Consider the following 16,933-nt stretch of genomic DNA (forward strand, 5'->3'; position numbering starts at 1 on the left):
CCGGGCCCTACCATGTGACGATGAATTCGCAGCGGAGCCTTCCGGTTCGGGTCGTGTGGACGGTTTTCGCGCTCCTCGCGGTGGCACACCTCGCGGCCCAACTGGCCGACGCAGACGAGACCGCAAACGTCACGCAGTGGTTCCTCATGCCGGTGCTGGCGGCGATCGTGTGGCTCTCGACATCGGTGCCGCGCGGTCGGCTGGTGACCCTCGTCCTTGTCGCGCTGGGCTTCTCGTGGCTCGGTGACACCGCCCCGGACCTGGCCGACGGTGACACGTCCTTCCTGCTGATGGTGGGCTTCTTCCTGTTGGCTCAGGTGACGTACATCGTCGCGTTCGCGCCGTACAACAGGGACGGCGTGATCCGACGGCACGCCCGGCTGGTCGCCGTCTACGTGGTCGCGGTCGTGCTGCTCGTCGTCGCGTGCGCTCCGGGCGCCGGGGCACTGCTCGTCCCCGCGCTGATCTACGGCACCGCGCTCGGGGTCATGGCGGTGCTGTCCGCCGGGCTCGGGCGCACCGCCGCGATCGGCGGCGGGTTGTTCCTGGTGTCGGACGGCATGATCGCCCTCGGCGCGTTCGCGGACTGGTTCGAGCCCCCGGCCGAGGGGTTCTGGATCATGTCCACCTACATCGTCGCGCAGGTGCTGATCGTGCTGGGCGTGCTCGCGACGGATCGCGATCACCACGCCGGCGCGTCCGTGCCCCAGGCTCTCGCCGGGAAGGGGTAGTCCGCGTACTCGGCGAACGGCGGTCGTGCCGTGGTGATCCCGTCGTGCGTGACGGCGGTGGTGGGCCCCGGAACGGCCGCGGCCGGTGGGGAAGGTCGCCGACCCGGTGCGTCGAGCAGCCACGCGGCGGTCCGGGCGAGGGCGACGTCGACCTCGCGTCCGAAGCCGTCGTCGTGGCGGCGGGCCAAGGCGTCGAGCACCCCGGACGCCAGCAGGTAACCGGACGCGTGGTCGAGGACCTGCGCGGGCAGGACGCCGGGCCGCCCGTCGCCCTCGATCAGCGCGATGCCCGACGCGGCCTGGACGATGCTGTCGAAGCCGCGCCGACGGGCCCAGGGCCCGTGGTGTCCCCACGCACAGACCCGGCCGTGGATCAGGCCGGGACGCTGTTCGGCGGAGTCACCGATCAGGCCCTCGAGGGCGCCCGGCCGATAGCCGGTGAGCAGGATGTCCGCGCGGGACAGCAGATCCCGGAACTGTTCGAGCCCGCGGGCGTGGCGCAGGTCGAGCAGCGCCGACCGTTTCCCCTGTCCGTTCTCGAGATGCTGCCATTCGATCTCGGGCAGATTCGGTGGGTCGATCCGCAGCACGTCGGCGCCGAGGAGTGCGAGCGCGCGCGACGCGACCGGCCCGGCGATCACGCGGGTCAGGTCGAGCACCCGCACGCCGGCCAGCGGCTCCGACGCGGTGCCCGTGAGGCGGCGGGTCAATCGGTCGGTCCGGGTGCGGACGGCCACGAGATTGCCCGACGCCGCCGCCACGCCGGGACCGCTCGACGCCCACTCCTGCTCGGTGCGGACGCGGACCGCGATCGCGTTGTTCGCGGCCGCCCGCTCCTCGACGTCTGCGGCGGGCAGGGTCGCGACGCGGCGGGCGAACTCGCCCCGTGAGCAGTCGTCGGGCAGTCCGAGGGCGTGCGTCAGGCGCGCACGGTGATGCGGGTAGTTGGCGTGGGTGCGGATCCAGCCGTCCGCGGCGTCGAAGAATCCCGACAGCTCTGCGAACCCCGCGACCGGTTCGCCGTCGCGGCGAAACATCCTGTCACCGGCGAACGAGGCCGCGATCCGCTCCGGATCGAGAGTCGCCGCGTGCGGCGCGAGTCCCGAGGCCGCCCGCACCCTGTCGGCGGCCGTGGTGAACGCGGACACCGCGAGGGCGGCGAGGTCGTACGCGGGCAGCCGTGCCGCGAGGTAGGCGTGCGTCGGGGGAGTCACGTCGTCGAGGGTAGAACCGGCGGTGCCTGTCCCACCCCGGACACGCGACTTTCCGGACTTCATTCGATTGAGGACCGAAATTGTCCGCAATTGTTCGTAACGTCGTTCCCATCGAGATCGACCCACTCCGATCGAAGGGCGAAACACCATGAGCGACATCACCAGCGAACGCGCCGACATCCTCGCGCTGCTCGACGACCAGCGTCACAACTTCCTGATCACCGTCCGCGGGATCGACGACGAGCAGGCCAGGACGCGTTCCACCGTCAGCGATCTGACGCTCGGCGGCTTGGTCAAGCATGTCACCCACACCGAACGGGACTGGGTCCGGAAGATCCTCGAGCGGGACGAGACGGCCGAGTTCGACATGGAGAGCGCGATGGGGACCTACTACATGGCCGACGGCGAGACGCTCGCCGGCCTGCTCGACGACTACCGCGAGACTGCGGAGGAGACGGCGCGGGTGGTCGCGTCGCTCGACGACCTCGATCTGCTCGTCCCGCTGCCGACCGCGCCGTGGGCTCCGGAACGCGAGTGGTGGACCGCACGCCGGGTACTGCTGCATGTCCTGCGCGAGACCTCGCACCATTCGGGTCACGCGGACATCATCCGCGAGTCGCTGGACGGCGCGAACACGACGATGCAGATGGGGGCCGACGCCGGCATGGAGTTCTGACGTCGGCGAACCCGCACCCCGGGTGGGTGCGCGCGGTCATACTGGTCCGAGACCGGCCTCGACGTGAGGAGGACGACGACCATGTGTCGACTGTTCGGAATGTCCGCGGCCCCGCACCGGGTGCACGCCACCTTCTGGTTGCTCGACGCGCAGGACAGCCTCGCGCAGCAGAGCCGGCGGATGCCGGACGGCACCGGGCTGGGCACGTTCGCCGAGGACGGAACGCCGCGTCTGGAGAAGCAGCCCGTCGCCGCCTACGAGGACAGCCGGTTCGCGTGGGAGGCCAAGGAGCGCGAGTCCACCACGTTCGTCGCGCACGTGCGCTACGCGACCACCGGCGCGAACAATCTCGCCGACACGCACCCGTTCGAGCAGAAGGGCAGACTGTTCGCGCACAACGGGGTGATCGAGGACCTGCCGGCGCTCGAGGCGGAACTCGGCGACTACCGCGATCTGGTGCAGGGGGACACCGACTCCGAGCGGTACTTCGCACTGATCACCCGGCACATCGACGAGAACGACGGTGACGTGGCCGCCGGAATCGCGGGCGCCGTCGGCTGGATCGCCGACAACCTCCGGATGCTCTCGATCAATTTCGTCCTGACCGAGGCGGACCAGATGTGGGCGTTCCGCTACCCCGACACCGACGACCTGATGGTGCTGCGACGCCGAGCGGGCGGACCCAGCGGGCGCCGGCACCTCGATCACTCCAGCGCGGCCGGCACCGTGAGGGCGCGGTCGAGCGCACTCGCGACGTTGCCGGCGGTCGTGGTCGCGACCGAGCAGATGGACGAGGACCCCGACTGGGAGTCGCTGTGTCCGGGCGAGCTGCTCCACGTGGGACCGAACCAGGAAGTGACCCGGACCATGATCCGCGAGAGCGCGCCGAAGTATCGGCTCACCCTCGCGGACCTGTCGGCGCGGGCCGCGTCGTCGCAGAGCGGGGACTGACGGTCAGGCGCGTCGGGCCCGGATCTCGACGCCCGCGGCGCGCAGACGGTCCGTCAGGACGTCGCCCATCGCGATCGCGGGGGTGAGGACACCGGCCCGGTCGGGCAGGTCGCCGCGCTGCAGCGCGAGCGCGAGCGCCGACTCGCCGAACATGACGGCCGTCGCCGCATACCCGGGATCGCCCTGCGCCGCCACCCGGGCCGTGTAGCGCGCGCCCGACGTGGTGTTTCCGTACAGGTCGATCGTGAAGTGACCGTTGCGACGTGCCTTCTCGTTGGGCCCGTCGCCCGGCTTGGGCAGCACCCGATCGAGCAGCCAGCGTGTCGGCGGGAACAGCAGTCCCGCGACGAGAGCCCCCATGCCCGCGGCGATCCCGCCGGCGATGACCGGGGACGCGAACGACGACCCGACGTTCATCACCTCGCGGTAGCGAAACTGCTTGCCGTATGCGTAGCCGGACAGTGCGTTGGACCGGCGGACCACGCGCGAGTTGGGGAGCCCCATGAAGAACGGCGCCTTCCAACCGGACAGCCCAGGCGCGATGTCCGACCCGCGGACGAGCGCCATGTCGGGTTGGCGTCCGAGGTCCGGCTCGGCCGCGCGATCCGGGCTGAGCGAGTACGGCGACACCGTGATCCGGCGCATGTCGGCGTCGCGCTTGGTGACGTCGAGTTGGGTGCGCAGCGAATCGATCGTGCCGCCGCTGATGCCGCCGCGGACCGACGTCACCACCAGCGTCGTGTCGGTGAGATCGCCCGCGCCGTCCGCCTGGACCTGCCGGTGCAGGACGTGCACGCCGAGGTCCGACGGAATCGAGTCGAACCCGCACGAGTGCACGATGCGCGCCCCGCTCGCGACGGCCGTGTCGTGGAAGCGGTCGATGCTCTCCCGCGTGAACGGTGTCTCCCCGGTGAGATCGACGTAGTCGGTGCCTGCTTCCGCGCACGCACCGACGAGCGGCAGACCGTACTTGGCGTACGGGCCGACGGTCGTCGCGACGACGTGCGTCGCGGCGGCGAGGTCCCGCAGCGACTGCTCGTCGTTCGCGTCCGCCCGCAGAAGGGGCCACTGCGCGGCTGCCGGACCGAGTCCCGCGCGGATCCGCTCGAGGCGGTCGATCGAGCGGCCCGCCAGGCCGATGCGGGTGCCGGCCGGGGCGTGGTTCGCCAGGTACTCGGCCACCAGGCGGCCGACGAAGCCGGTGGCGCCGTAGACGACGACGTCGAGCGTGCGCGTGCGCTGTTCGGAGGTCATACGACGACCCTACTAGCGGGTAAGAATTCGTGCGAGGTATGTCACACCGGGGCGCTGCGCCGGGAATCGTGGTGCCGGAGCAGCACGAACCCGATCCACGACGCCAGCACACACGCGGCGACGAGCGCGCGGACCAGGTCGACGGCGTTCGTCGGATAGATCACACCCGTCAGGTAGTGCGCGATGAAGCCCTCCGACGGGAGTTGCTGCTCGCCGGCCTTCTCGCGGGCCCAGTTCTCGAGGTGCGTCAGCGGGCAGTCGATCCCGACCAGTACCGTGCTGAACCCCCACAGGACGGCCGCGACGTGCAACCAAAATGGTCCGCCGCCAGCGCCACGCGAGGAACCCGCCCACCACGACGTAGCCGAGGAACGCCAGGTGAACGAGCACCGTGGCGTCCACGAGAATCCGATACGGCACCGTGCCACCTCCCCGGCGAGTCGGGACGGATCTTCGGGCGTGGGGCCTGGACCCAGGCTACTGCGGTTCCTTGACTACCAGCACCGGAACGTCGACCTCGAGTAGGATGCGCTGCAGCGACCGTTCGAGCAGGAACTTGCCGATCGGCGACATCCGTTTGCTGCCCGCCACGAAGAGTCCCGCGCCGCAGTCGGTGACGAGGTCGACGAGAGCACCGACGCGGTCGCCGCTGTGCTCCGACGTTCGCAGTTCCCACGGGGAACCACCGACGCCGCCACTGTCGAGCACGTTCTGCACCTCCGCCCGCACGGCCTCGAGGTCGGTGTCGGTGCCCGCGTCGTCGAGCACCTGCAACACCAGCAGTTGCTCGCGGCGCTGCATCGCCTCCCGCGCGGCGTACACCATGGCCACACGGCCTTCCGGGCTGTCGCTGTGTGCAACGGCAATCGCCATCAAGCCTCCAGGGCGGGGAGTGATCGGTACGCCAACCCAGTATCCCCGCTCCGCGGCGGAAACCGGGTGTGGCACACGTCGCTCTACCGGGTCACCAGGGTGACGGCTGGAAATCCTTGAGGAAGCACCCGTAGAGGTCGACGCCCGCCTCGCCCTGCACGATCGGGTCGTAGACGCGGGCCGCGCCGTCCACCAGATCGAGCGGGGCGTGGAAGCCCTCGTCGGCCAGGCGCAGCTTGGTGTAGTGCGGCCGCTCGTCGGTGATCCAGCCGGTGTCGACGGCCGTCATGAGGATGCCGTCGTCGAGCATCTCCTTGGCGCTCGTGCGGGTCAGCATGTTCAGGGCGGCCTTCGCCATGTTGGTGTGCGGGTGGCCGGGCCCCTTGTAGGCGCGGCTGAACTGGCCCTCCATCGCGGACACGTTCACCACGTACTTGCGCCGGGCCGCGGCCGCCGCCATCGACGGGCGGAGGCGGGAGACGAGGATGAACGGTGCAACCGAGTTGCACAGCTGCACCTCGAGCAGCTCGATCGGGTCGACCTCGCCGACCGTCTGCACCCAGCTGTTGGAGTGCGCGAGATCGGGCAGCAGGCCGCCGGCGTCGATCGCCACACCCTGCTCGATCCGGGCCGGGGTCGCGGAGCCGGCGACGAGGGCGAGCGAGCTCACCTCGTCGGCGGTCAGGTTCGAGGACGCCGCCAGGGCCGCCGTGGACAGCGATCCGGCCAGGGCGGCCGGGTGCGCCTCGCTGGTCTTGCCGAACGTCACGACGTCGGGCAGCTCGCCGGCCGGCAGCGGACCCGTCTCGGCGTCCGCGAGCGCACTGTAGGCGCCGGGGGAGCGGCGCACCGTCTGCGCGGCGTTGTTGATGAGGATGTCCAGGGGACCCTGCGCCGCAACGGAATCGGCGAGTGCGACGACCTGCGCGGGATCACGCAGATCGATGCCGACCACCCGCAGACGGTGGATCCAGTCGGCGCTGTCCTCCATCGCCTTGAACCGCCGGATGGCGTCGTTCGGGAAGCGGGTGGTGATCGTCAGGTGCGCGCCGTCGCGGAGCAGGCGCAACGCGATGTACATGCCGATCTTGGCGCGGCCACCGGTGAGCAGGGCCCGCCGGCCGGTGAGATCCGTGCTCTGGTCCCGCTTCGCGTGGCTGCTCGCCGCGCAGTCCGGGCACAGCTGGTGGTAGAAGGCGTCCACCTGGGTGTACCGCTGCTTGCAGATGTAGCACGGCCGCGGGCGGATGAGCGTGCCCGCGGAGGCGCCGGCGGTGTTCGACGTCAGGAGAATGCCCGCGGTCTCGTCGTCGATACGGTCGGGCGATCCGGTCGCGGTGGCCGCAACCACCGCGCGATCGGCCTCGGACACCGCGTCACGCGTCTCGTTCCGGCGCTTGCGCTTGAGCTTCTTGAACAAGTTTCCGACGGCACGCTGCAGCGTGACGGAGTCGGGGTGGTCGGCGTCGAGCGCGGATGCCTCCGACAGCACCCGCAGGCAGACGTCGAGGTCGGCGGGATCGATACTCGTCAACGGTTGTGCCATCGGTTTGTAGCTCAGTCCTGATCTCGTGCGGTGGCCGGATGCCCGTGCGGGTGGGCCGACCGGACATTCTACCGAGTCCCGGACCGGCGATTCGCGGTCGCCGGGCTGGTGACACGGCGCCCCCGTCGGAGGAGCATTTGAGATACCAGGGGGACTGCCCCCGGGGCAGCCTCCCGCTCGAGATATGACACTCGAGGAGGGTGAGGACAATGAACGAGTCGAACGGTTCCTCCGGACAACCCGGGAGAGACCGATCGCCCATGGGCACCGTCGTCGGCACCTTCGAGTCGCTGCACGGTGAGGCCGTCGTCCCGGTCGAGGCTCCGCTCCAGAAGGAGGGGCCGTTTCTCCCGGAGCTGACCGAGGTGGACCTGCTGGTGCGTGCGCCCGAGGCGCGCCGCGACTTCAACGTGTCGGGATCCGGCGTGACGGTCGCAGTGCTGGACACGGGCCTGCGGTCGACGCACGTCGACTTCGCGGGACGGGTGGTTCCGGGCCGCAACTTCACGTCCGACTACGGCGGCGACCCGTCGGAGGTGACCGACGGCCACGGCCACGGCACGTCCGTCGGCGGCATCGCGTGTGCGGGACGGATTCACACCGGCATCGCGCCGAACGCGCGGATCGTGCCGCTCAAGGTGCTCTCGAACGACGGCACCGGACGATTCGCCGACATCCGTGACGCACTCCGCTGGCTGCTGGATCGCCGGTCGTCGCTGGGGATCTCGGCGCTGTGCCTGGCCACCGGTGCGGCCGACAACCGGACCACCGACACCGACATGCCGGGCGACGCGATCGGCGCGCTGCTGCAGGAACTGACGGACGAGGGCGTGTGCTGCTGCACGGCGGCAGGCAACGACTATTACGCGCACGGTGGCATGCAGGGCATGTGCTACCCCGCGATCTTCCGGCAGACGATCAGCGTCGGCGCCGTGTACGACGCCGACGAGGGCAGCTTCCGGTACCGGGACGGCGCCAAGGCCTTCGCGTCGGATTCCGACAGGCTGACCCCGTTCACGCAGCGGCTGCACCGGACGATCGGCGGTCCGTGCGCGACCGACACGTTCGCGCCGGGTTCACCCATCACGTCGTCGGGCATCCTCAACGACACCGGTGAGTCGATCCAGTACGGCGCGAGCCAGGCGACGCCCGTGGTGCTGGGCGTGGTGGCGTTGCTGCAGTCGTTCTATCTGCGGACGATGGGGCATCTGCCGGCGGTGACGGACGTGAAGCGGTGGCTGGCGCGGGGATCGACCGTCGTCTACGACGGTGCGGACGACCACGACAACGTCAATCACACCGAATTGACGTTCCCGCGCGTGAGCGCGCTGGGCTCGCTGCTGGTGTGTGCCAAGGATCTCGCGGTCCGCGAACTGTCCCAGGCGAATCGTGCGGATCTGCGGATGGAGGCGATGCGGCACTGAGGCACTAAGGCACTGAGGGGTGAGCCGAGGGTCCCGAGGACGGAACGGCGAAGGCCCCGGTTCAATGAACCGGGGCCTTCGCCGTCTGTCTCAACTCAGAGTGTCCGAGGGGGGACTTGAACCCCCACGTCCGTTAATAGGACACTAGCACCTCAAGCTAGCGCGTCTGCCATTCCGCCACTCGGACTCGTTGTTTTCCCGCCTGTTCGCGGGGCCTTCAGTTGTTTTTCTCTTGCCCCCGTTCTCCGGGTGCCTGGAAAGATTATCCGATATTGCGCCAGGTCCAAAATCGGCTGGTCAGAGGGGGTTTTTGCGGCATATGTGTGTGCTTGTCGGTTCGTCGACGGGGCGCACGACGGTGGTAGGAAAGGGGAGTGGCAGCAAATGGAGAAGCAGTGACGTCGGATCGGTCCTCGGAGGGGTCCCCGGGCCGCGCCGAATCCGAGGTCGTCGACCTCGTCAGTTCCCTGATCCGGTTCGACACCTCGAACACCGGCGAACTCGAGACGACCAAGGGGGAGCGGGAGTGCGCCCTGTGGGTGCAGGAGCGGCTCGAGGAGGTTGGTTACGAGACCGAGTATGTCGAATCCGGTGCTCCGGGCCGAGGCAACGTCTTCGCCCGCCTGCGGGGCGCGGACCCCGCGCGGGGGACGCTGATGATGCACGGTCACCTCGACGTCGTGCCGGCCGAACCGGCCGACTGGAGCGTGCACCCGTTCTCGGGTGCCGTCGAGGACGGCTACGTGTGGGGCCGCGGCGCGGTCGACATGAAGGACATGTGCGGCATGATGCTGGCGCTCGCGCGGCAGTTCAAGGCCGAGGGCACGGTGCCCCCGCGCGACATCCTGTTCGCGTTCGTCGCGGACGAGGAGGCCGGCGGCAAGTACGGATGCCAGTGGCTCGTCGACCATCGGCCGGATCTGTTCGAGGGCGTCACCGAGGCGGTGGGTGAGGTCGGTGGCTTCTCGCTGACCGTCCCGCGCGCAGACGGCACGGAAAAGCGTCTGTATCTCGTCGAGACGGCCGAGAAGGGCCTCGGGTGGATGCGGCTGACCGCCAAGGCCACCGCGGGCCACGGGTCGTTCCTGCACGAGGACAACGCGGTGACGATCCTCGCGGACGCGGTGTCCCGGCTCGGCAACCACACCTTCCCGCTGGTGATGTCGGATTCGGTCGCCGAGTTCCTCACCGTCCTCGGGGAGGAGACCGGAGTCGAGTTCGACCCGAACTCGCCGGACATCGACGGCACCCTCGCGAAGCTGGGCAGCATCGCCCGGATCATCGGGGCCACCCTCCGCGACACCGCGAACCCGACCATGCTCAAGGCCGGCTACAAGGCCAACGTCATCCCGCAGACCGCCGAGGCGGTCTTCGACTGCCGGGTGCTGCCGGGGCGGCAGGCGGCGTTCGAGCGGGAGGTGGACGAGCTGATCGGGCCGAATGTGACCCGGGAATGGATCACCAAGCTCGACTCGTACGAGACGACGTTCGACGGTGACCTCGTCGACGCGATGAACGACGCCATCCTCGCGCACGACCCGAACGGCCGCACCGTCCCGTACATGCTGTCCGCCGGCACCGACGCAAAGGCCTTCGCGCGGATCGGGATTCGCTGCTTCGGCTTCGCACCGCTGCGGCTGCCGCCGGATCTGGACTTCGCGGCGCTGTTCCACGGTGTGGACGAGCGGGTTCCCGTCGACGCCCTGCGCTTCGGCACCCGCGTCATGGAGCATTTCCTGATGCACAGCTGACCGAGAGAGAGGAATCCCACATGGCTCACAACCCGTACGACGGACTTCCCGACCTGCCGTCCTTCACGCTGACCTCCGCCGACGTGACGGACGGTGCGCCGCTGAAGAACGATCAGGTGAGCGGGATCTTCGGGGCCGGCGGCCACGACATCTCACCGCAGCTGTCGTGGTCGGGGTTCCCTCCCGAGACCAAGAGTTTCGCGGTCACGATGTTCGACCCGGACGCACCGACGGCGTCCGGATTCTGGCACTGGGCCGTCGCGAACATCCCCGCCACCACGACGTCGCTGGCCGCCGATGCCGGTGACGAGAACGGCTCGGGGCTACCCGCGGGTGCCGTGACGCTGGAGAACGACGGCGGCCTCGCGCGGTACCTGGGCGCGTGCCCGCCGAAAGGACACGGCCCGCACCGCTACATGTTCGCGGTGCACGCCGTGGACGTCGAGGAACTCGACGTCACCCCCGACTCGAAACCCGCGTTCCTCGGCTTCAACCTGTTCTCGCACGCGATCGCGCGGGCGGTCGTCACCGGCACGTACGAACAGAAGTAGGCCACGACGCACGACGGCCCGCCACAGTCGTGGCGGGCCGTCGTCAGTGTTCAGGGGGCCTAGGTGCGTGCGCCCGCGCCCACGGCGTCCGAGATCGACCGGAAGCCGGACTCGCGAACCTTGCGGGCCAGACCCTTGTGCAGCTTCTTGGCGTAGAACGGGCCACCGTAGATGAACCCGGTGTAGCCCTGGACGAGCGTCGCGCCCGCCAGGATCCGCTCCCACGCCTGGTCGACGGTCTCGATGCCGCCCACCGAGATCAGGACCAGCTTGTCGCCGACCCGGCCGTACAGGCGCCGCAGCACCTCGAGCGAGCGGGCGGCGACCGGTGCGCCGGACAGCCCGCCCGCGCCGATCTCCTCGATCCGCGACTGCGGCGTGTTCAGCCCGGTACGCGCGATCGTGGTGTTGGTCGCGACGATGCCCGCCAGGCCCAGCTCGACCGCGAGGTCGGCGACCGCGTCGACGTCCTCGTCGGACAGATCGGGGGCGATCTTCACCAGCACCGGGATGTGCACGGTGTCGAGGACGGCCTGCAGCAGCGGGCGCAGCGATTCCACGGCCTGCAGGTCACGCAGACCGGGCGTGTTGGGGGAGCTGACGTTGACGACGAGGAAGTCGGCCAACGGGCCCAGCAGCTGGGCGCTCGCGGTGTAGTCGGCGGGCGCGTCCTCGGCCGCGACGATCTTCGTCTTGCCGATGTTGGCGCCGATCGGGACGTCGCCCCGACGGTGCCGCAGGTGGTTGGCGGCGTTGCCGGCACCGTGGTTGTTGAACCCCATCCGGTTCACCAGCGCCCGGTCATCGGGCAGGCGGAACAGGCGCGGCGCCGGGTTGCCGGGCTGTGCCTGCGCGGTGACGGTGCCGACCTCGGCGAAGCCGAAGCCCAGCGGGCCCCACGTGTCGACACCCGTCGCGTCCTTGTCGAAGCCGGCCGCCAGGCCGACCGGTGCGGGGAAGTCGACCCCGAACGCCTTCGTCCGGAGCACGGGATCGTCGACGACGAGCACCTTCGCGACCAGCGCACGGATCGGCGCGAAGCGCGTCACGAGCCGCATCGCGGCGAACGCGAGATGGTGGATGCGTTCCGGGGGAACCCGGAACATCAGACGAAGAAGCAGGTAGTACACGAATCTCCTCGAGGCCAGATGCCGGAAACGTGATGGGTGGCGGTGATCAGCCCGCCAGCGGGATCCGCTGCAGGCCGTCGCCGGTGGCCGAGCCGACGACGAGTGTGCCGGTCTTGGTGTCGACAGTGACGGAGTTCGGCTGACGGACGGTGTCGAAGCGACCCTTCTCGACGGGCACCCCGGTGGACAGGTCGAAGCCGATGACCTTGTTGCTGCCGGTGAGGGTCACCCAGACAAGGTCGGTGCGATCGTCGTACGCGAGCGCGTACGGGGCGTGCGGGACGGGGTAACGCTGCCGCATGATCAGCGCGTCGGTGGTGAAGACCAGCAGTTCGTCGCCCGCGGTGTCGGTGACGAGGATGCGTCCGTGTTCGTCGGTGACGAGGTGCGTGGCGCCCTCGCCGGCGCGCAGTGCCATGCCCAGCGACGAGTCCGCGAGGTCGATCTCGGTGAGCGAGGTCTGACGGCGGTCCAGGGCGCTCAGGTCGCCGTCGGTGAGCGCCAGTTCGTCGACCGAGGCAAGGCCGGAGATCGTCTCGGTGACCGAGCCTGCGGCGTCGACGAGCTGGATCTTGCCGCTGGCGAGGCCGACCGCGAGTTTGCCGTCGGGCAGGAACAGCGCGGAGCGGGCGTCACCGTCGACGGTGACCGCCGACTTCTCGCCGGACGCGGTGTCCACGATCTGCACCCGTCCGTCCATCGGCAGCAGCACCCGTCCCTCTGCGGCCACGGACATGTCGACGGCGCGCCCGTCGAGCGTGACGGTGCGCGGTTCACCGGCACCCTGCAGCAGCAGGTTCGTGCCGCCGTCGGTGAGGACAGCCGTCGTGCCGGTCACCGGATCGAACGCGAGCGCGTCCACCGGGCGGCCGAGGGCCTCGACCGATCCCGACGGGGTTGCCTCGGCCGGCGAGACCGCCGCGGTGGCCGGTTCGATCGTCTGGAGGCTGTCGCCGTCCTTCTCGCTCGAACACCCGGTGAGCAACAGCAGCGCGGCCCCGATCGTGCAAGCGGTGATTCGCGGCGCGGGTAGTCGCATGGGTGTGCTCCTTGGAGATGATGCAGGGATGCTGCGTGGTCGCTCGCCATCTAGCATCCATGATCGACAGGGCCCGCCCGAAACCTGGTCGTCGCGATCGTGAGGCGGACGACACCCGCGGGCGCTCAGTGTCGCGCGGTCGGCCCGTCGTCACGGCGGGGAAGGACCAGCGTGGCGCCCGAACGCGGGTGCTCGAACACCTCGACCGGATGCCCGTACACGCGGCTGAGAAGTTCCTCGGTGAACACCTCGGCCGGCGTCCCGTCCGCGGCGGCGTGCCCGTCCTCGAGAACACAGATCCGGTCGGCGTAGGCCGCGGCCAACCCCAGGTCGTGGAGCACTACGACGACGGCAGCGCCGTCTGCTGCACGCGCCCGGGCGATCGTCATCACCGACTCCTGGTGGCCCAGGTCCAGCGCCGCGGTCGGTTCGTCGAGGAGCACCGTCTCGGTGTCCTGGGCGAGGACCCGTGCCAGGGCGACCCGGGCGCGTTCTCCGCCGGACAGGACGCTGAACGGTCGATCGGCGAGGTGCGCGACATCACAGATCGCCAGGCTCTCGTCGATCACCCGCTCGTCGTCCGCTCCGCGATCCGTGCGCTGCCACGGGGCACGTCCCATCCGGACCACGTCACGTGCGGTGAACGAGAACCCGACGGTGTGCTGCTGCGGCAGCACCGCGCGGCGCCGTGACATCTCTGCCGGCGTCCAGTCGGCGAGGGATCGGCCGTCGAGTTCGACGGTGCCCGCCACGACCGGCTGATCGCCCGACAGTGCCGCCAGCAGGGTCGATTTACCGGCGCCGTTAGGTCCGACGAGGGCGAGGACCTCGCCGGCGCGAACCACGATGTCGACGCCGTCGAGGACGGTGCGTCCGCCGCGTTCGACGCTGATCCCGTTGGCCCGCATGGTGACGGACCCGGTTTCGGTGCGGCCCGGTTCGGCGACCTCGTGACCGAACAGATTACGGGCGCGGTCGAGTAGTGAGGTCATCACGCCCACCCTCCCTGCCGGGACCGGGTGCGGCGGAGCAGCCAGAAGAAGAACGGACCGCCGACGAGCGAGGTGAGCATGCCGAGCGGGAGGTCTGCGTTCTCCACGAGCGTGCGTGCGCCGAGGTCGGCTGCCAACAGGACCACCGCTCCGCCCAGCACGCTGGCGGGGAGCAGCAGGCGGTGTCCGGGGCCGACCAGCATGCGCATCACGTGCGGGACGACGAGGCCCACGAACAGGATGATGCCCGTGAACGCGACTCCGGACGACACCAGCACCGCGACGATCACGATCGCGAACAGACGCAGCTTCTCGACGTCGACGCCGAGGTGCCGGGCCGCGCTCTCGCCGAGCGCGAGCAGATCGAGCTTGGGGGCGATCAGCATCGACGCCGCGATACCGGCGATCGCCATCGGGGCGACGATCGCCACGGCGTTCCAGGTGGCGCCGTTGAGGCTGCCGAGTTGCCAGAACACGATCTGGTCGCGGGCCGCGGGGCTGGCCACGAAGGTGAAGAATGCGATGAGGCCGCCCGCGAACGCGTTGATCGCGACACCGGTGAGCACGAGCGTGACGACCTCGGTGCGTCCCTCCGACCGGGCGAGCAGGTAGACCAGCGTCGTGGTGATCAGGCCGGCGACGAACGCCGCACCCGCCACTGCGGCGCCGGCCGTGAACGCGCCGCCGAGGACGATGGCCGCGCTCGCGCCGACCGCCGCACCGGCGGAGACGCCGATGACACCGGGTTCGGCCAGTGGGTTGGAGAACACGCCCTGGAGCAGGGCGCCGGAGCACCCCAGCGCCGCGCCCACGAGGATCGCGAGGATCACGCGCGGGAACCGCACCTGCCACAGCGTGACCTCGCCGGCGGGATGCGACGGCATGGGTCCGATGTCGAGGCCGATCCGATGCAGGACACTGCCGAGGACCTCGGCCGGGCTGGTGGGCACCTGGCCGATGCACGCCGACGCGAGCGCCAGCGCTGCCAGCAGGACCACCAGCCCGATCACGACTGTGCCGGCCCGCACCCTCGGCCGACTGGTGACGGTCGTGCTCATTCCGCGGTGGGGTGGTAGATCGCCTCGGCCAGCGCCGCCAGTACCTGGCCGGTGTTGGAGCCGAAGCTGAGGAGCTGGGTGTCCGCCATGTCGACGACGCGCTTGTTCTGGCCGGCGGGCGTCTGGGCGATGCCCGGAACCTTCTCCAGCCCGTCGACGCCTCCGATGGACTGGAGACCGCCGCTCATCATGAGCATGACGTCGGGTGCTGCAGCGATCATGGCCTCGCTCGTGATCGGAACGAATTCACTGGTCAATCCGGAGGCGGTGCCGGCATCGGTGGCGCCGAGCGCCTCGATCAGCGAATCCGCTCCCGAGCCGGGGCCGGCCAGCATCGTGATCGATGGTCCACGCATGTAGAGGAACGCGATCTTCAGGTTCTCGGAACCTGCGGGCACCATCGCCTTCGCGTCCGCGATCTCCTGTTCGGTACGCGTGACGAGTTGCTCTCCCTGCTCCGGCACGCCGAGTGCCCGTGCCACCGCGGTGATCTGCCCGGACACGCCTTCGAGGGTGCGGGTGGGATCGAAGAACACGACCGGAACACCCGCCGCCCGCAGTTGATCCTGCACCGACTTGGGGCCGATGCTGGTGTCGGTCAGCACGACGGTCGGCGCGAGGTTCAGGATGGCCTCGGCGTTCATCGACTGCCCGCCGGGCGTGATGTTCGGGATGTCCTTCGCAGCCGGGAACGCCGACGCGGTGTCACGCCCGACGACGTTGCCGCCGAGACCGAGAGCGAACACCGTCTCGGTCAGGGTGCCGTACCGATCGGCGGTGACGATGCGGCTGGCATCGGTCACGGTGACATCGACACCGTCGAAGCCGCGCACCGTGACCGGCAACTGCGGGGCCGGATCGTTCGCGATGGGCCGTGGATCGGCGTCGGCGACCACCGCGGTGGTCTGGCCGCGCTGCTCGGTGTCGCCGGTGGTGACCGACGTACACGCGGCGAGCGAGACCACGGTCGCGGCCGAGGCGGCTACGACGAGGAGCCGGGAGAGCAAAGATCTCATTTCACAAGGTAGCGATCGATATCGGCCTCGAGGTCCGAGAACAGGGCGCCGTTGAGGCCGTATGCGATGTTCACCTCGGCGATGAAACGGGCCTGCTCGTCGGCCGACAGGGGCGCGGCGTCGAGGTTGGCACGGTACTCGTCCTTGAAGACCTTCGGCTTCTCGATCTGGTCGAAGATGTAGAAGCGCAGTCCGTCGACCTCGTAGCCGTAGGCACGCTCGAGCATGCGCCGGATGATCTGCCCGCCGGACAGGTCGCCCATGTAGCGCAGGTAGTGGTGCGCGACGAAATCGGCGGCCGAGTCGAACGCGACCTCCTCGAGGCGGGCGACGTACGCGGCCGTCGCGGGCGTCGCGACAACCTGCTCGCGCCAGGTGGGGCCGAGGAGAAACTCGAGGTCGGCCGCGAGGGACGGCAGGCGGACGAGATCGTCGGTGATGAACGGCGCGGCGATCGGGTTCGCGACGTGTGCGTCGGCGGCGCGCTCGAGCACCTCGTACACGAGGTACGTCTGCGCCAGCAGGGCCGCGTAGCCGTCCTTCGTCAGCTTGCCCGCAAGGAGATCGCCGACGAATCGGGACTGCTCGGTGGCGCGGTGGGCCGCATCCGTCTCGGCCTTGATGCGCTCGGCGAAACCGGCGAGTTCGCCCGCCTCGGTACCCTGGTCGAGCACGTCCATGTGATCTCCTTCACGACAACATCCGTCAAACACAACGGACACGAGGT

The 16,933-nt window shown here is 69.7% G+C and carries 16 protein-coding genes, 1 tRNA gene and 1 pseudogene; 6 read left to right on the forward strand and 12 right to left on the reverse strand.

Annotation, left to right across the window (positions count from 1 at the left end):
* The first annotated feature begins 20 nt into the window (after window positions 1-20).
* The gene (locus LCL87_RS19000) at window positions 21-731 is read left to right on the forward strand and encodes a lysoplasmalogenase (protein ID WP_225022513.1); all 711 of its coding nucleotides are present in this window, start codon (window positions 21-23) and stop codon (window positions 729-731) included.
* Here LCL87_RS19000 and LCL87_RS19005 read toward each other — a convergent pair.
* Window positions 683-1,945, reverse strand: coding sequence for a CoA transferase (locus LCL87_RS19005; RefSeq protein ID WP_225022515.1), 1,263 nt, complete (start codon window positions 1,943-1,945; stop codon window positions 683-685). The two genes, LCL87_RS19000 and LCL87_RS19005, sit on opposite strands and share 49 nt — an antisense overlap.
* A 148-nt stretch (window positions 1,946-2,093) precedes the next feature.
* Between LCL87_RS19005 and LCL87_RS19010 the strand changes: the two genes are divergently transcribed.
* On the forward strand, window positions 2,094-2,621 hold the full coding sequence (locus LCL87_RS19010; protein WP_225022517.1) for a DinB family protein: 528 nt from the start codon (window positions 2,094-2,096) through the stop codon (window positions 2,619-2,621).
* Between the two features lie 81 nt (window positions 2,622-2,702).
* Entirely contained in the window at window positions 2,703-3,572 is an 870-nt protein-coding gene (locus tag LCL87_RS19015; protein ID WP_225022519.1) for a class II glutamine amidotransferase, read from the forward strand.
* 3 nt (window positions 3,573-3,575) lie between these two features.
* Here the strand turns inward: LCL87_RS19015 and LCL87_RS19020 are convergent, their stop codons facing one another.
* The 4 genes and pseudogenes from LCL87_RS19020 to LCL87_RS19035 all read right to left on the reverse strand — a co-directional run bounded on the left by LCL87_RS19020 (window position 3,576) and on the right by LCL87_RS19035 (window position 7,245).
* The gene (locus LCL87_RS19020) at window positions 3,576-4,826 is read right to left on the reverse strand and encodes a saccharopine dehydrogenase NADP-binding domain-containing protein (RefSeq protein WP_225022521.1); all 1,251 of its coding nucleotides are present in this window, start codon (window positions 4,824-4,826) and stop codon (window positions 3,576-3,578) included.
* Between the two features lie 41 nt (window positions 4,827-4,867).
* A pseudogene (locus LCL87_RS19025) lies at window positions 4,868-5,246 on the reverse strand (DUF2784 domain-containing protein).
* A 57-nt stretch (window positions 5,247-5,303) separates the two neighbouring features.
* Window positions 5,304-5,699: a universal stress protein gene (locus tag LCL87_RS19030; protein WP_225022523.1), complete on the reverse strand. Its 396-nt coding sequence runs from the start codon at window positions 5,697-5,699 to the stop codon at window positions 5,304-5,306.
* Window positions 5,700-5,790: 91 nt separating this feature from the next.
* The gene (locus LCL87_RS19035) at window positions 5,791-7,245 is read right to left on the reverse strand and encodes an SDR family oxidoreductase (RefSeq protein WP_225022524.1); all 1,455 of its coding nucleotides are present in this window, start codon (window positions 7,243-7,245) and stop codon (window positions 5,791-5,793) included.
* Window positions 7,246-7,505: 260 nt separating this feature from the next.
* Here LCL87_RS19035 and LCL87_RS19040 point away from each other — a divergent pair, with 260 nt between their 5' ends.
* Complete coding sequence (locus LCL87_RS19040; RefSeq protein ID WP_225022526.1) at window positions 7,506-8,669, forward strand: S8 family serine peptidase; 1,164 nt, start codon at window positions 7,506-7,508, stop codon at window positions 8,667-8,669.
* A gap of 101 nt (window positions 8,670-8,770) precedes the next feature.
* Here the strand turns inward: LCL87_RS19040 and LCL87_RS19045 are convergent.
* Window positions 8,771-8,856 (reverse strand) — tRNA-Leu (locus LCL87_RS19045).
* A gap of 208 nt (window positions 8,857-9,064) precedes the next feature.
* Between LCL87_RS19045 and LCL87_RS19050 the strand changes: the two genes are divergently transcribed.
* Window positions 9,065-10,420 (forward strand): M20/M25/M40 family metallo-hydrolase, encoded by a 1,356-nt coding sequence (locus LCL87_RS19050; RefSeq protein ID WP_225022528.1) that lies wholly within the window; start codon window positions 9,065-9,067, stop codon window positions 10,418-10,420.
* Between the two features lie 20 nt (window positions 10,421-10,440).
* Entirely contained in the window at window positions 10,441-10,971 is a 531-nt protein-coding gene (locus LCL87_RS19055; RefSeq protein ID WP_225022530.1) for a YbhB/YbcL family Raf kinase inhibitor-like protein, read from the forward strand.
* A 59-nt stretch (window positions 10,972-11,030) separates the two neighbouring features.
* Here the strand turns inward: LCL87_RS19055 and LCL87_RS19060 are convergent, their stop codons facing one another.
* The 6 genes from LCL87_RS19060 to LCL87_RS19085 all read right to left on the reverse strand — a co-directional run bounded on the left by LCL87_RS19060 (window position 11,031) and on the right by LCL87_RS19085 (window position 16,886).
* On the reverse strand, window positions 11,031-12,101 hold the full coding sequence (locus LCL87_RS19060) for a quinone-dependent dihydroorotate dehydrogenase (protein ID WP_225022532.1): 1,071 nt from the start codon (window positions 12,099-12,101) through the stop codon (window positions 11,031-11,033).
* Between the two features lie 46 nt (window positions 12,102-12,147).
* Window positions 12,148-13,140, reverse strand: coding sequence for an NHL repeat-containing protein (locus tag LCL87_RS19065; RefSeq protein ID WP_225022534.1), 993 nt, complete (start codon window positions 13,138-13,140; stop codon window positions 12,148-12,150).
* A 125-nt stretch (window positions 13,141-13,265) separates the two neighbouring features.
* Window positions 13,266-14,132: a heme ABC transporter ATP-binding protein gene (locus tag LCL87_RS19070; protein ID WP_225022536.1), complete on the reverse strand. Its 867-nt coding sequence runs from the start codon at window positions 14,130-14,132 to the stop codon at window positions 13,266-13,268.
* Window positions 14,132-15,190, reverse strand: coding sequence for an iron ABC transporter permease (locus tag LCL87_RS19075; protein WP_225022538.1), 1,059 nt, complete (start codon window positions 15,188-15,190; stop codon window positions 14,132-14,134). Before LCL87_RS19075 ends, LCL87_RS19070 begins: the two co-directional genes overlap by 1 nt.
* On the reverse strand, window positions 15,187-16,206 hold the full coding sequence (locus LCL87_RS19080; RefSeq protein WP_225022540.1) for an ABC transporter substrate-binding protein: 1,020 nt from the start codon (window positions 16,204-16,206) through the stop codon (window positions 15,187-15,189). The genes LCL87_RS19075 and LCL87_RS19080 overlap by 4 nt, the downstream gene beginning before the upstream one ends.
* Window positions 16,203-16,886, reverse strand: coding sequence for a biliverdin-producing heme oxygenase (locus tag LCL87_RS19085; RefSeq protein WP_225022542.1), 684 nt, complete (start codon window positions 16,884-16,886; stop codon window positions 16,203-16,205). Before LCL87_RS19085 ends, LCL87_RS19080 begins: the two co-directional genes overlap by 4 nt.
* Window positions 16,887-16,933 lie beyond the last annotated feature (47 nt).

This window comes from Prescottella equi, from assembly GCF_020171745.1.
GTDB classification, from domain to species: domain Bacteria; phylum Actinomycetota; class Actinomycetes; order Mycobacteriales; family Mycobacteriaceae; genus Prescottella; species Prescottella equi_A.

Bases quoted from the DNA above. Each gene is read 5' to 3' on its own strand.
- LCL87_RS19000 (WP_225022513.1), top strand. From the start codon at position 21: ATGAATTCGCAGCGGAGCCTTCCGGTTCGGGTCGTGTGGACGGTTTTC.
- LCL87_RS19010 (WP_225022517.1), top strand. From the start codon at position 2,094: ATGAGCGACATCACCAGCGAACGCGCCGACATCCTCGCGCTGCTCGAC.
- LCL87_RS19015 (WP_225022519.1), top strand. From the start codon at position 2,703: ATGTGTCGACTGTTCGGAATGTCCGCGGCCCCGCACCGGGTGCACGCC.
- LCL87_RS19020 (WP_225022521.1), bottom strand. From the start codon at position 4,826: ATGACCTCCGAACAGCGCACGCGCACGCTCGACGTCGTCGTCTACGGC.
- LCL87_RS19030 (WP_225022523.1), bottom strand. From the start codon at position 5,699: ATGGCGATTGCCGTTGCACACAGCGACAGCCCGGAAGGCCGTGTGGCC.
- LCL87_RS19035 (WP_225022524.1), bottom strand. From the start codon at position 7,245: ATGGCACAACCGTTGACGAGTATCGATCCCGCCGACCTCGACGTCTGC.
- LCL87_RS19040 (WP_225022526.1), top strand. From the start codon at position 7,506: ATGGGCACCGTCGTCGGCACCTTCGAGTCGCTGCACGGTGAGGCCGTC.
- LCL87_RS19055 (WP_225022530.1), top strand. From the start codon at position 10,441: ATGGCTCACAACCCGTACGACGGACTTCCCGACCTGCCGTCCTTCACG.
- LCL87_RS19065 (WP_225022534.1), bottom strand. From the start codon at position 13,140: ATGCGACTACCCGCGCCGCGAATCACCGCTTGCACGATCGGGGCCGCG.
- LCL87_RS19070 (WP_225022536.1), bottom strand. From the start codon at position 14,132: ATGACCTCACTACTCGACCGCGCCCGTAATCTGTTCGGTCACGAGGTC.
- LCL87_RS19075 (WP_225022538.1), bottom strand. From the start codon at position 15,190: ATGAGCACGACCGTCACCAGTCGGCCGAGGGTGCGGGCCGGCACAGTC.
- LCL87_RS19080 (WP_225022540.1), bottom strand. From the start codon at position 16,206: ATGAGATCTTTGCTCTCCCGGCTCCTCGTCGTAGCCGCCTCGGCCGCG.
- LCL87_RS19085 (WP_225022542.1), bottom strand. From the start codon at position 16,886: ATGGACGTGCTCGACCAGGGTACCGAGGCGGGCGAACTCGCCGGTTTC.